The sequence below is a fragment of the uncultured Acetatifactor sp. genome, assembly GCF_948601915.1.
Classification (GTDB): domain Bacteria; phylum Bacillota; class Clostridia; order Lachnospirales; family Lachnospiraceae; genus Acetatifactor.
The window spans coordinates 1-13,841 of record NZ_CAPDXS010000142.1 but is presented as its reverse complement, the minus strand read 5'-3'; the positions used below and the strand labels follow the sequence as shown (position 1 = coordinate 13,841).

The 13,841-nt window shown below is 52.0% G+C and carries 13 protein-coding genes and 1 pseudogene; 9 read left to right on the top strand and 5 right to left on the bottom strand.

Going from position 1 to position 13,841, the window contains the following annotated elements:
• From Q2B33_RS19530 to Q2B33_RS19520, 3 genes are all read right to left on the bottom strand, one after another.
• On the bottom strand, nucleotides 1–190 hold a 190-nt coding region (locus Q2B33_RS19530; RefSeq protein WP_300914187.1), incomplete at its 3' end, for a hypothetical protein.
• A gap of 22 nt (nucleotides 191–212) precedes the next feature.
• Complete coding sequence (locus Q2B33_RS19525) at nucleotides 213–404, bottom strand: DUF262 domain-containing protein (RefSeq protein WP_300766254.1); 192 nt, start codon at nucleotides 402–404, stop codon at nucleotides 213–215.
• A 31-nt stretch (nucleotides 405–435) separates the two neighbouring features.
• Nucleotides 436–705 (bottom strand): hypothetical protein, encoded by a 270-nt coding sequence (locus Q2B33_RS19520; RefSeq protein ID WP_300572420.1) that lies wholly within the window; start codon nucleotides 703–705, stop codon nucleotides 436–438.
• Nucleotides 706–952: 247 nt separating this feature from the next.
• On the opposite strand from Q2B33_RS19520, the gene Q2B33_RS19515 reads away from it, so the two are divergent.
• The 8 genes and pseudogenes from Q2B33_RS19515 (at nucleotide 953) to Q2B33_RS19480 (ending at nucleotide 11,214) form a co-directional block, all read left to right on the top strand.
• Nucleotides 953–2,569 (top strand): ATP-binding protein, encoded by a 1,617-nt coding sequence (locus tag Q2B33_RS19515; protein WP_300805001.1) that lies wholly within the window; start codon nucleotides 953–955, stop codon nucleotides 2,567–2,569.
• A 531-nt stretch (nucleotides 2,570–3,100) separates the two neighbouring features.
• On the top strand, nucleotides 3,101–4,309 hold the full coding sequence (locus tag Q2B33_RS19510) for a glucose-1-phosphate adenylyltransferase (RefSeq protein ID WP_300572418.1): 1,209 nt from the start codon (nucleotides 3,101–3,103) through the stop codon (nucleotides 4,307–4,309).
• Nucleotides 4,303–5,444, top strand: a pseudogene (gene glgD / locus Q2B33_RS24590) (glucose-1-phosphate adenylyltransferase subunit GlgD). The gene Q2B33_RS19510 and the pseudogene glgD overlap by 7 nt, the downstream one beginning before the upstream one ends.
• Before the next feature lie 223 nt (nucleotides 5,445–5,667).
• On the top strand, nucleotides 5,668–7,581 hold the full coding sequence (locus tag Q2B33_RS19500) for a BMP family ABC transporter substrate-binding protein (RefSeq protein ID WP_300769604.1): 1,914 nt from the start codon (nucleotides 5,668–5,670) through the stop codon (nucleotides 7,579–7,581).
• Nucleotides 7,582–7,717: 136 nt separating this feature from the next.
• A complete protein-coding gene (locus tag Q2B33_RS19495) occupies nucleotides 7,718–8,338 on the top strand; it encodes a metallophosphoesterase (RefSeq protein WP_300572415.1) in 621 nt (206 codons plus the stop codon).
• A 104-nt stretch (nucleotides 8,339–8,442) separates the two neighbouring features.
• Nucleotides 8,443–9,045 carry a hydrolase gene (locus Q2B33_RS19490; RefSeq protein ID WP_300784129.1) on the top strand — a complete coding sequence of 201 codons (603 nt, stop codon included), beginning with the start codon at nucleotides 8,443–8,445 and terminating at the stop codon, nucleotides 9,043–9,045.
• 295 nt (nucleotides 9,046–9,340) lie between these two features.
• A complete protein-coding gene (locus Q2B33_RS19485; RefSeq protein ID WP_300769607.1) occupies nucleotides 9,341–10,675 on the top strand; it encodes an AAA family ATPase in 1,335 nt (444 codons plus the stop codon).
• Between the two features lie 5 nt (nucleotides 10,676–10,680).
• Nucleotides 10,681–11,214, top strand: coding sequence for a hypothetical protein (locus Q2B33_RS19480; protein ID WP_300572412.1), 534 nt, complete (start codon nucleotides 10,681–10,683; stop codon nucleotides 11,212–11,214).
• On the opposite strand, the gene Q2B33_RS19475 is transcribed toward Q2B33_RS19480, so the two are convergent.
• Together Q2B33_RS19475 and Q2B33_RS19470 are read right to left on the bottom strand one after the other, a co-directional pair.
• Nucleotides 11,207–12,064 (bottom strand): AraC family transcriptional regulator, encoded by an 858-nt coding sequence (locus tag Q2B33_RS19475; protein WP_300572411.1) that lies wholly within the window; start codon nucleotides 12,062–12,064, stop codon nucleotides 11,207–11,209. The two genes, Q2B33_RS19480 and Q2B33_RS19475, sit on opposite strands and share 8 nt — an antisense overlap.
• A 112-nt stretch (nucleotides 12,065–12,176) precedes the next feature.
• Nucleotides 12,177–12,764 carry an HD domain-containing protein gene (locus Q2B33_RS19470; protein ID WP_300791983.1) on the bottom strand — a complete coding sequence of 196 codons (588 nt, stop codon included), beginning with the start codon at nucleotides 12,762–12,764 and terminating at the stop codon, nucleotides 12,177–12,179.
• 357 nt (nucleotides 12,765–13,121) lie between these two features.
• Between Q2B33_RS19470 and kduI the strand changes: the two genes are divergently transcribed.
• Nucleotides 13,122–13,841: 5-dehydro-4-deoxy-D-glucuronate isomerase (kduI, locus tag Q2B33_RS19465; protein WP_300914185.1), on the top strand; the 720-nt coding region annotated here is incomplete at its 3' end.

Below are 13,841 nucleotides of genomic sequence, written 5' to 3'. Positions count from 1 at the left end.
CCCCTGATATGTCCAGTAAGTCAGAAATCATGGTTCCCCGTATGAACAGGGAACTGCAGTTTAAGTGAATCTGGGCTGCCAGGAACGTGTTGAACGCCGGGCTGTTGACGGATGAGGTCTCCAGGTTCGCCGCCATGATGGCGGTGATGCGCTGCTGGCCGTCTATCAGCACATGTTTTCCGCCCGACACGGAACCATCCTTTGTATGTATGTCAGGATTCTTCCAGGTAATGATATAGCCTGTAGGGGTAGCCGTTATAAAGGGAGTCGATCAAATCCCTTACCTGGGCCCGTTTCCAGACGAAGGGCCGCTGTATCTCAGGTATCACGAACTGACCGGCTTCAATCAGGCCCAGAATGGCGCTGACGGAATACTGCGTTAGCGAGAATTTTTCTCCTACCATAAGGCTCCTTTCTTTGTGCCATTTTATAATCTTATGCTATTGTTGCAGCCTTCTCTTTCAACCGCCTGACATCACTTTCAAGAATGTTTACCCGTACCAACAGCATCTCCTTTTCGTTCTCAACTTTCAATGCTTCATCCAATTTTCGACTTAAATCAAGATGTCCCTCTGCAACAATTTTTATGTTGCGGTTTGTTTCATTTTCAAGCGTTAACTGAATCTCTTTTAGATCTTTCTTGATTGGTTCCATTTTTTTGGCCACGATTTCGGCAATCATCTCCAAGTCTTTTTGTTCTAACATTTTCTATTCTCCTTCCGAAAATAATGTGGCAAAGGACATGCATGACCCATAGGCCGTCCCTGCCAATGCGTGTGAGTGAATCCGGCAGAAACTGCCCGAACGTGCGATCTGCACCTTTCACAGATGAATCGTTGACATAATTATCATAATACAGATGGTGGGGATTGTCAAATAAAATTTCCTAATAATATGATAGGGTATTGCATTCTACGAAAAACCATCTTAAAATGAAATCAGAAAATTCAGAATGAAAAGCGTAAAAAGGCATGCAAACAGGGGTAATGTCATGAAATCAGGCAACATGAAAATGATGGCGACACACAGCGTAAAGGATGAGGATGATAAAGCCATAGGCTTTATGATAGATAATCAATTCATTTCGAATGAAACCATCAAGGCCGAAATATATGAGGTCGATAACCTTGCAGTACAGGAGAATGGTGAAATCAGGGAAAGGGAAGCATTGCCGGAGGCTTATTACGGCGATGTCGTCATTAAAGCTGCCTATAAAAAGATTGTACAGGAAAACCAGTTCAGGAGGGACGTGCAGAAAGAGTTTGAGCGCTGGAGGAAGATTGGATATGCCCAGGTGCTGCAGGTAGACGGCCCCAGGCAGGTCGGGAAGACCACAGAGCTGCTTAAGTTCGCATATAAAAACTATGGGCATGTCATATATGTGAACCTGGCGATGGACAGATTCGGGTTCACAAAGATAGCAAAGATGCCCAACATGCTATTAGGCATTGCCGATTATTGCTATAGGGCCAACCTTCCCAGGTATAAAGACAGCAGGGACACGATACTGATCATAGATGAAATCCAGACCAGCGCCGAGGTGTACAACAGCATAAGGGATTTAAGGCGCGATTTGAACTGCGATATAGCCGTGACCGGCAGCTATCTGGGAACCGTATTAGGCAAAAACGGATTCTTCCTGCCAGCCGGGACATTGGCATTTATAGATATGGGCGCCATAAGCTTCAAAGAGTTCACGCGGATATTCAAAGCCGAAAAACTGTTGGAGGGAATCGATTTATACGGTTCTGGAAATCAGGAACACTACAATAGATTAAATGAGCTGTATGGGATATACAGGCAGATAGGCGGATATCCAGAGGTAGTCAAAAGATATATCAAGACGAAGAGCATAGAGGACAGCCAATTAGAGATAGGCAACCTGCTCCGGATATTCAAGCGCGAGTCACAGAATTATTTCAGCCAGCCGCGGGAAGCAGAGATTTTCGAGTCGGTATATATATCAGCCTTAGAGGAAAGGTGCCATGAAAAGCGCGGGACAGGGAAGGGCTATCTGGAGTTGATCAGCAAGATAGCAAAGGATAACACAAGCCTTATCGTCAATAAAGATGAGGTGGCCAACGCAGTCGTGTGGCTGACCTATGCAGGCATCCTGTGCAAGTGCGATTTGGCCGTGAACGGGGACATCAGGAACATAAGCAGAAGCAGGCGGATGTATTTTTCTGACTGCGGGCTGGTGGCCTATCTGTCAAAAATGACGACCTTGGACGAAAGCGCCATAGAGGGCATACTGACTGAGACATTCGTGTTCAATGAGCTGCGGCTGCTGTTCCATCATGGCATTGCGGAAAGAAAAGTGATAGGAAGCAATGTATGTTTTTCCGTTTACGGTCAATATGAACTGGATTTCATGGTGGCTGACTCGAACAGGGTCGTCTATGGAATAGAAGTAAAGACCAGAGGCGGGAACCCATTGTCTCTGAAAGTGTTTATTGATAATCATCTCATAGATAAAGGCATAGTTGCCCAAACGACACCCGGCGGGCATGGCGACAGGTTCGATACCATACCTATCTATGCGGTGGGATGCAGGTTTCCTTACAGATAGGCCCCCAGCCCCTTCGCCTTAACGAAGTCCGGGCCGATCCTCCAAAGCGATATTGGGGCATCGGCCCTGTCCATTTCCTGGTTGGTGAGACAGAGACGGTATTGCTCTCCTTCGTTTTCTGCGTCAAACCAGTGCCCGCTGAATCATTCATTTTGTTAGAAAATGAATGAAATTCCGAAATAATTCTAAAGACTACCAAGCTCTTTTCCCTGGCGGGAGCCTATATCCCATGGAACTTGAAACTTATGGACGAAAAGCAGGGAACAAGCCCCTTCCCCACTGCATCAATGCGAGGCTATGGAAATCTCTGTAAGGATTCAGTGCCAGGAAGGCGGACAAGGAGGACGACATGGCCCGGGCATGCTCTTGGAGGAGACCCATCGCTGAAGGGATGCCCCTGCACCCACAGTCATTTTACCCACCCCTTTTCCCATAAATTACAACTTTCTCAAAAAAGATGACAAGAAACCCTATGATTTATCCGGAAAGTGTTGTATAATTATATGAAGAACCAAATATAGGAGGTATCATATGGCAAAAGAAATGATAGCAATGCTTCTTGCCGGCGGACAGGGCTCCCGTCTCTACGCATTGACTGAGAAGCTTGCAAAACCGGCAGTTCCTTTTGGCGGCAAATACCGTATCATCGATTTTCCCCTCTCTAACTGTGTCAATTCGGGAATCGATACCGTGGGCATACTGACCCAGTACCAGCCCCTCGTCCTGAACGAGTACATCGGAAACGGCCAGCCCTGGGACCTGGATCGTCTCTACGGAGGCGTGCACGTCCTGCCGCCCTACCAGAAGGCCAGCGGCTCCGACTGGTACAAGGGCACGGCCAACGCAATCTACCAGAACATCTCCTTCATCGAAAGGTATGACCCGCAGTACGTCATCATCCTTTCCGGCGACCAGATCTGCAAGCAGGACTACAGCGACTTCCTGAAGTTCCACAAGGAGAAGAACGCGGAGTTCAGCGTGGCCGTCATGGAGGTGCCCTGGGAGGAGGCTTCCCGGTTCGGCCTGATGGTGGCGGACAAGGACGATCGTGTCACGGAGTTCCAGGAGAAGCCCAAGAATCCCAAGTCCAACCTGGCATCCATGGGCATCTACATCTTCAACTGGGACATCCTGAAGAAGTACCTGGAGGAGGACGAGGCGGATCCGAATTCCGAGAACGATTTCGGCAACAATATCATTCCGAACCTGCTTCGGGACAACCGCAGGATGTACGCCTACCATTTCAACGGCTACTGGAAGGACGTAGGGACCATCGCCTCCCTCTGGGAAGCGAATATGGAGATCCTGGATCCCGAACACAGCGGCATCAACCTGTTCGATGAGGACTGGAAAATCTACAGCCGCAACAGCGGCATGACCGGGCACAAAGTCAGCGCGGGCGGCGTGGTGGAGAACGCCATGATCACCGACGGCTGCAGGATCAAAGGGTCGGTGAAGCACTCCATCCTCTTCGCCGGCGTCAAGGTGGAGAAAGGTGCGGTGGTCGAGGACGCGGTAGTGATGGGCGGAACGGTGATCAAAGCGGGGGCTACGGTAAAGCACTGCATCGTGGCGGAGAACGTGACCATCGGAGAGAACGCGGTGGTGGGTGCCATGCCTACGGAGAGCGAGAACGGCGTAGCCACCGTGGGGGCAGACGTGAGCATCGGGGACAATGCCAAGGTGGGCCCCAATGCCATGGTGAGGAATAATGTGGAAGGCGGTGGAGAAGAATGGTAAACTCAAATACAAGTGCACTCGGTATTGTTTTCCCCAACAGCTATGACGCGTTGGTTCCGGATCTGGTGAATGTGCGTTTGATGGCTTCCATCCCCTTTGCCAGCCGTTATCGTCTGATCGATTTCATCCTTTCCAGCATGAGCCACTGTGACATCGACAACATCTCGGTGATGGTGAACAACAATTACCATTCCCTGATGGACCATCTGGGCTCCGGCCGCGAGTGGGATTTGGTGCGCAAGAACGGCGGCCTGCACATCTTCCCTCCCTTCATGGAGAAGAGCGCAAAGCCTTACATAGGGCGCGTGGGCGCGCTGGCCAATATCCTGGACTTCCTGCGGGATGAGAGGGAGAAGTACGTGGTCATCACGGATACCAATATCGTGGCCAACATCGATTTCAGCGATATGATTCGGTTCCATATCGAGAGCGGCGCGGATGTGACCATCGCCTATAACGAGCAGAGGCTTCCGGAGAGCCTGTTGAAGTACCAGTCCAACGACCTGGGCTATTATTACACCTTCGGCCTTGAGAAGGGCAGGATTCGGAAGATTTACGTGAACGCCAAGGACACGGGCGTCCAGAATTTCTCCATGAACATGTTCGTGGTGGAGCGGAGCTGTTGATCGACCTGATCAACACGGCCTTCGTCCGCGGCCAGGAGTATTTCGAGCGGGACGTGCTGCTGCCTCAACTCGACAAGCTGAACGTCCAGGCGTATAAATATGAAGGCTATATCGCACGCATCTGCGATATGAAGAGTTATTTCGATGAGAACATGAAGCTCCTGGACGACTACAACCTGGACGCGCTGTTCTCCGGAGGCCCTATCTACACGAAGATTCGCGACGACAACCCCACCAGGTACATCGAGGGCGCGAAGGTGCAGAACGTGATGGTGGCTGACGGCTGCGTCATCGAGGGAGAGGTGGAGAACAGCATCCTGTTCCGCGGCGTGAAGGTGGCAAAGGGCGCGAAGGTGAAGAACAGCATCCTGATGCAGGATGCCGTGGTGGAGGCCGGCGCGCAGGTGGAGTACCTTGTGATGGACAAGAACGTCACCATCACCGCAGGCAAGGACATGAAGGGGACTTCCACATATCCGGTGTATATCGGGAAATTCCAGACAGTATGAGCGCGCAGGACGGGACATCCCCATGACGGCATGGAATCGGCTTCACGGGAGGGGATTCCTGTCTGTAACGCATACTACCACGAGAGGATCCAGTCCAGAGGGCCGGATTCTCTTTTTTTCTTGCATTTCCCGCCATCTTTTCATATAATGGTACAGGGAATCCGGTTCTGCCCGGATTTCCAGGGGAGGAAAGTGTGAAGAGGGAATTGGAGGATAAGTAATTATGGGAAGAGAAGATTATGCAAGGGCATACAGGGCAGGGAAGAAGGACTATCAGGCCCGGATGCTTCGGGGAGAGAAGCCCACGCTGGCAGTGCTGGACGACATCATGCCGGAGAAGGGGCATTATCATGAGGTGCCATTAGGCACGATACAGGTTCCGATTGAGCGCATCGTGGGGACGAAGACGGTGGGGAGGAGCAATTCCTTCGCGGGAAACTTCATGCCCATCCTGCGGGACAGCTCCGAGTTTGCCGCCAAATGGGCGAACCTCAGCGAATACCAGAAGAACGAGGGCATCCAGGATGCTATCAAGGTCTATGAATACATGAACAAGTTCTATGTGGAGGAGGGCAACAAGCGGGTCAGCGTCATGAAGTATTTTGGCGCAGTGTCGATTCTGGGCAATGTGATCCGTATCGTGCCCCAGCGCACGGACGAAAAGGAGAACAGGATCTACTTCGAATTCCTGGACTTCTATCAGGCCGCGCCCATCAACTATATCTGGTTCTCCAGGGAGGGGAGCTTTGCGAAGCTGCAGAAGATCGTGGGCAAGGAGCCCGGGGAGGAATGGACGAAGGATGAGCTCCTGAAGTTCAGCGCCCTTTACACCAGGTTCGGCGCGGAATACAACGAGGAGGGCGGCAGCAAGCTGGCCATCACCCAGGGGGATGCCTTCCTGGCGTTCATCACCCTGTACGGATATGATGAGGTGGACGAGAAGACCACCAATGAGCTGAACGAGCTCATCAAGAAGAGCTGGGAGGAGTTCGAGCTCCTGCAGGAGCAGGGGGACATCGACCTGAAGATGGAGCCCAGCCATGAGAAGAAGCCAAAGCCGCTGCTGAGCATGCTGCTCCCGCTGAGCGGGCCCGAGGTAAAGGCGGCGTTCATCTATGAGAAGACGCCGGGGACTTCCGCGTGGACCTACGCCCATGAGCTGGGCAGGCTCTATCTGGAGCAGACCTTCCCGGACGAGGTGAGCACGGTGGCCTATGAGAACGGGACGGAGGAGAATGTGGAGGGCCTGATCGCGGACGCCATCCAGTCGGGCTGCAACCTGATCTTCACCACCACGCCGCCCTTCGTGCAGGCCAGCGTGAAGGCGGCCATCGCAAATCCGGATGTGAAGATCCTAAACTGTTCCCTGAATACATCGCACCGCTATATCCGCACATATTATTCCCGGATGCACGAGGCGAAGTTCCTGATGGGGGCCATCGCTGGGGCCATGGCGGAGAACAACAGGCTGACCTATATCGCGGATTACCCTATTTTCGGCTCCATCGCCAATATCAACGCCTTCGCCCTGGGAGCGAAGATGATCAATCCCCGGGCCAAGGTCTATCTGGTGTGGTCTTCCATGAAGGAGACGGACATGGAGAAGGAGATGCGGGAGACGGCGTCGGCCTGTATCTCGGGCCGGGATATGGTGATTCCGGAGGAGGCGTCCCGGTTCTTCGGCATCTACCATGTGGAAGGCGGGCATCCCAGGAACCTGGCCATGCCCCTGTACCACTGGGGGAAATTCTATGAGGAGCTGATCCGGACGATCATGGACGGCACATGGAAATACGATGACAACGCATCCACCACCAAGGCGATCAACTACTGGTGGGGCATATCGGCAGGCGTCATCGATGTGGTCTGCTCCAGGCATCTGCCCATCGGCACCAGGCGCCTGGTGGAGCTGCTGAAGCATACCATCAGCGCGGAGGAATTCAATCCCTTCTCCGGCATCCTGTACTCCCAGAACGGGGTGGTGCAGGACGACCCGAACCGGGTGATGCTGCCTGAGGAGATCATGACCATGGACTGGCTGGCGGAGAACGTCATCGGCTCCATCCCGAAGAAGGAGGAGCTGAAGGAGCAGGCGGAGCCGGTCATCAAGCAGCAGGGCATAACGAGCGGAAGCTAGTACCGATTGCGCAAGGATTCGTGCATCGGGGTACCGGAATGCTTTCGCGGCACCCGGCAGGGCAGGGGTACAAAAGGGAAGCAGGAAGTTCCGGACGGCTACGCTGGCACAGGACGGAAGGGAAACAGGGATTGGCATGAAGATTTTGGTAATTGCGGACGAGGAGTCGAAATATCTGTGGGACTTTTTTGAGAAGAGCAAAGTGGAGGGAATCGACCTTATTATTTCCTGCGGCGATTTGGATCCGCGCTATCTTTCTTTTCTGGTGACCCTTGCCAATGTGCCCGTGCTGTATGTGCACGGCAATCATGACAAGAAATACGCGCAGGTGCCGCCAGAGGGCTGCACATGTATCGAAGACGAGATTTTCGTCTATCAGGGGGTGCGCATCCTGGGGCTGGGGGGCTCCATGCGCTACAAGCCGGGGCCTCATCAATACACGGAGAGGGAGATGAAGTGGCGGGTCAGGAAGCTGGGCTTTCAGCTGTTCAAGAAGCGCGGCTTCGACATCCTGGTAGCCCATTCCCCGGCCTATCAGCTCAATGACGGGCGCGATCTCCCCCACCAGGGATTCCGGGTCTTCCGGACGCTGATGGAGAAATACCACCCCAAATATTTCCTCCACGGCCATGTGCACATGTCCTACGGGAGGCAGCACAAGCGGTACGACAAGTACATGGACACGCATATCATCAATGCGTTTGAGAGATGTATCATTGACACGGATGACGAAAATCCGCAGGAACATATCCGATAGACCGCTTTCCGGCGGGACATGGATTCCGGGGATGCGGAATCGGATTGTTGGAGACAGCAGATATCGGCAGCTCTCTGCGGCCGCCGTGAATAAGGAGGGAAAAGATGACCGTCAATCTATCGAGGCAGGAAGCCCTGGAGCTTCTGAAAAAGTACAACAAGGAACCTTTCCACATCCAGCATGGCCTTACCGTGGAAGGCGTCATGCGGTATTTCGCCAGGGAGAACGGATACGGGGAGGACGAGGAATACTGGGGCATCGTAGGCCTGCTCCACGATATCGACTTCGAGCTCTATCCGGAGCAGCACTGCTCGAAGGCGCCGGAGCTTCTGCGGGAGGCAGGGGTTTCCGAGGAGACGATCTATTCCGTCTGCAGCCATGGCTACGGCCTCTGCAGCGACCTGGAGCCGAAGCATCCCATGGAGAAGATTCTGTTCGCATGCGACGAGCTGACGGGGCTGATCGGGGCGGCCGCCAGGATGCGCCCCTCCAAGAGCGTCATGGACATGGAGTTATCCAGCCTTAAGAAGAAGTTCAAGGACAAGCGGTTCGCCGCGGGCTGCTCCAGGGAGGTGATAAAGGAGGGCGCGGAGCGCCTGGGCTGGACGCTGGACGAGCTGCTGGAGAAGACTATTTTGGCCATGCGTTCCTGCGAGGAGAGCATACTCTCTTATGAAGAGAGCGTGGACCGGGAGATGGGGCTGTAGGGGGATGCATGAAAACCAGACCAGGCTTTGACCGGCCTTTTTCTGAAGCATATCGCCATCATCGCCGTCCCGGTGGCCCTGCAGAACCTGCGGTGAAATGCAGGAGAGGGATTTGAAGATTTTATCGAAATAGAGATAATCCAGAACCGGAAGAATAGGATTGCTTTTTCTCCAAAAAGGAGTATAATAAAAGAAAAAATTACAAACTGTAATATTTTAGCGAAAAAGGAACATAATATTATTAGTTACAGATAGGCTGTGGAATAGTTTCTGAAATATAGTAAAGGACATGACGATGGGAAATCTATTCTATTTACTGAATTTAAGTGTTTCCGGGATTAAGTGTATTGAAAAGGAAGTGCGGCTGGATTTTTATAAAAAGACCGTAGATAAGGATTTTGATCCGGAAAAGTACAGGGTGAAAGCTATCTACGGTGAAAATGGTTCCGGGAAATCGGCGATTGTGACTGCCGTCAAGATATTTCGGGATTTGATAATGTTTGAAAATTACCTCAAAGAAACTAAAACACAGATATTCTTGAACGAAATTATAAATAAAAAGACGCAGATTTTCCGATTAAGCTGTGAATTCATTGTAAATGCAAGCAATCCAAGAAACGTTTATCGATACTCTATTCAATTAGGAAAGGGTGGGAATGGCCTGTTTGAAATTCAGCAGGAAGCATTGGAAATGAAAAACGGCAATTATGCCAATAATAATTTTAAGGTTATATTTGAAAGCAGGAGCGGAGAGCTGGCACAGATTAATTGTGCGGACAACGGCAAGGCATGGATAGCGAAGAGGTCCATTAATCTGCTGTCTTCATCTTCGCTTGTGAATATCTATACTGCAAACGTAAAAGAACTGTCGTCAGAAGACAGCCGCGTGGATCGGGATTTCCTGTTCCATATCTTAATGTGTTCCTTGCTTGTCATTGGGCTAAGGGTGTACATTGGGGAGGAGGATCAGCATGAGTTCTATTTCCTACAGAAAAGGCTGAGAGAAAGCGGGGCAGACAACCAGGCCCTGACAGAGGAAATATTTGCAGATGGAAGTGGTTTGGACATTTTTTCCAGCGTCAGCGATAAAATCGTGGATAAGGAATATTTTGGCAAATATAAAGAAAAGGTAGATTGTCTGACCAGATTCATTCGCATTTTTAAATCAGACTTGGTGACGATAGACATAGATGCAAAGGAGAATGGCGATTCATATGTGTGCGATTTAAATCTGAATTATGGTGATTATGTCATCAATAAGGAATTCGAGAGTACCGGAATCAAAAAGCTGATAAGGCTCTTCGACTGCTTCTCGGCAGCGAGCAATATGGGGATTGTATTCGTGGATGAAATGGACGCGAATCTGAACGATGTCTATCTGTGCAGGCTGATAGAGTATTTCATGTATTATGGAAAGGGGCAGTTGTGTTTTACCACCCATAACCTGGATCCGATGACGGTACTGAAAGAGAACAGGAATTCCATTGATTTCCTTTCGAGCGATGGGCATCTGGTGTCCTGGACATCCAGGGGGAACGCATTGCCGGATAATTGTTATAGAAACGGCATGATAGAGGACTCTCCGTTCAATATCGATGCGACGGATTTCGTTGGAATCTTCGGGGAGTGAGCGGTATGGCGATTCAACTGATTTTTTGCGTGGAGACCAACAAACGGGCGGACACGGACAGCATATACCTTTCGGAGACAATAAATCATCTGTATTTAGTAAATAACAAAACTAAAATCAGCAAAGTGTACCTGAATACGAAGACAAGGTACAAGGCAAAGGATGTCATGAAGGAGATTGCCGGGAAGACGAAGGCATTTACTATCGGGGAAACCAAGGTCATTTATTGCATCGACACGGACGAGTATGAAAAGGATGCCGAGCATAAAAGGGAGCTTGATGAAATCAGGCGGTTTTGTAAAGAGGGCGGCTATGATCTGATTTGGTTCTGCCATGATGTGGAGGATGTCTATCTGGGCAGAAGGATTCCGGATTCCGCAAAGGTGCAGGAAGCGTCGGCATTTCGGAGAAAGCGGAAAATAGAGGAGATGGATTTCAGAAAGCTGGCCTGTACTGCGGAAAGGGTACATACAAGCAATATCCTGAACATTCTGGACGGGTATCTGCCAAGGAAGCCGCCGGTCTTGCCGCCTAGCTGACGCTCAAATTCGCATACTTCTTCGGCGAAACCCCCACGGCCTTGGTGAAGGCCTTGAAGAAACTGCTGTAATCGCCGAAGCCGCTCTTCTCAAAGGCATCCCCCACGCTGTCGCCCTCGTTCAGATGGGCCTTCGCGATGCTGATGCGGCGGGCGGTGACGTACTTGTTGATGGTGGTGCCGGTGGCCTGCTTGAAGATGCGGCAGATGTAGGACTCGCTTAGGAAAAAGTGGGCGGCCAGCTGTTCCACCGTGATGCCCAGGGAGATGTTCTGGTTGATGTAGGCCAGGATGTCCTCCACCTGGCGGCTGTACTTGTACTCCACAGGGGCCGCCTGGGCAGCATTTGCGTTGGACAGTGTATTGATCAGCACCATCAGCTCCATGAAAGCGGCCCGCTCCACGATGTCGTGGGCGTAGCCCCTGGCGGAGGTCATCTTGCTGACGTAATAGAGGAAGCGGCTCTGGGCGGACTTGTCCAGGGAGACCTTGTGCCGGAAGCCGTCCCCGCGGTTCGAGAAGCAGTAGTCCAGGTTCGTGTCCGGGGTGGATAGGTGCTTTACATAATCCGGGTGAATGGACAGGACGATGCGCTCGTGTACGCTATTGTCGATTTGGGTCAGCTTGTGGCTCTCGTACTGGTTGATGATGAACAGATCTCCGGGGGCGATGGCGTAGAAGCGGTTGTCGATTAGGAACTGTTTTCCGCCGGAGATGGAATAGTACAGCTCATAGCAGTCATGGATGTGCATGTCCATGGCTTTTTCTTCTTGATAGAGATGGGCGATGGCGAAGGCCTTTGTACTGAGGCAGCGCTCTATGGCGGTCTTGCAGGAACTGAATTCTTCCATTGCTTCTCCTATGGGGGCAGTCGCCGTGGGGAAGCGAACAGGCCCCTGTGCTTACATGGCAGGAAACATGCAGATAAGTATGTAGTCGGCTGGCGGCCAGACAGGAGCTTCCCTATGGCCGGAAGCTGTCCTTCTCTGTCACCACATAAATGTCCTGCCCCGTCTTTTCCTCAAAGTGCGCTTTCAATGCCAGATTACTGTCCCATTTCGCCTGGGGATAGGAGCCGTAGCGCCGCTTTACATCCCCCATCCTCTCCTCGATATCCAACACGCCCTCAGCCCCCGCCAGGGAATCGCACAGTTGGATCAGCCTGTCATACTCATCCAGTGAAAGTGCTTCCAGGCCATCCCGAATCAGCGCCAGCTCCGCCCCGGAGGTGTCGAAATTCCCGATATAGCCGTCCGTGGTGCAGTCGTGGAAGGAATGGGTCAGGCATATCTTCGCCGCCTCGTCATAGCCCAGGGACATCATATAAGTATAACCGTCCGACACATGGCCTAAATGCCTTACGCCGAACTTACGCCCGATATCGTGCAGCAGCCCCAGGATATAGGCCTTGTCCGGATCCAGGTCGCCGCATTCCTGAGCGATTCTCTCGGCACAGTGGGCAGCCACGCGGCTGTGGTCTCCCCAGGGCCCGGGATTGCATTTCTCCGCTTCCGCCAGAAGCGCTTCCGCTTGTTCTCTTGTAGGTAGCATGGCTCCAAATCCTTTCTTTTTCTCTATTTTAACATAATGTTCAGGATTTGCAATATTCTGAGAAATATTTGAATAGAAATTGAGAATCCTTTCGTATATACTAAAAGTACAGTCACAGGTCGGCCAGGCGGTATTCCGGCAGAGAGGCGCCCGGAGAATGCCGGGACCGAAATGGGAAGCGGAATCGGGGCAACGTCCGGGAAGAGGAGATTTTAGAGAAAATTTATGGAAAAGCTTTCCTGCATATGGTATAATGTAAGGGCTTACATAGACATGCTTTTCTCCTAATTTTTCTAAAGAATCACATAGATGGACGGGACTGCATATTGGCATGAGACCAGAAAGAGAGGTGTAGAGGTGGAGCTTAGAACAGCAGTATCACCAAGGGATGTGAAGCACTATACCACGCAGCGCCTGAGAGAGGAGTTCCTGATTCAGGATCTCTTCGTGCCCGGGGAAATCAAGCTGGTATACAGCCACATCGACAGAATCATAACAGGTGCGGCGGTGCCTGTGGAACCCCTTACATTGACGGCAGGGGAGGAGCTGAGGGCAGAATATTTCTGCCAGAGACGGGAGCTGGGCGTCATCAACATCGGCGGGGCCGGGAGAATCACCGTGGACGGCAGGGCCTGTCAGGTGGGCTTCAAGGAGGCCATGTACATCGGCATGGGCTCGAAGGAAATCGTATTCGCCAGCGACGACGCGCAGAACCCGGCGAAATTCTACCTGAATTCCGCTCCGGCCCATAGGACATGCCCCACGGTGCTGATCAAGCCGGAGGGGGAGCCCGAGGAGGGCGTGGTCATCGTGAAGGACGAGAACAAGGTGGAGCTGGGCAGCCTGGAGGACGCCAACCACCGGGTCATCTGCAAATACATCCTGCCCGGCCAGGTGGAGAGCTGCCAGCTGGAGATGGGCATGACGAAGCTGGCGCCGGGCAGCGTCTGGAACACCATGCCCTGCCATACACATGACAGGCGCATGGAGGTGTATCTGTACTTCGAGATGCCCCATGACGCTTTCGTGATGCACTACATGGGCGAGCCTCAGGAAACCCGTCACATTGTCATGCGG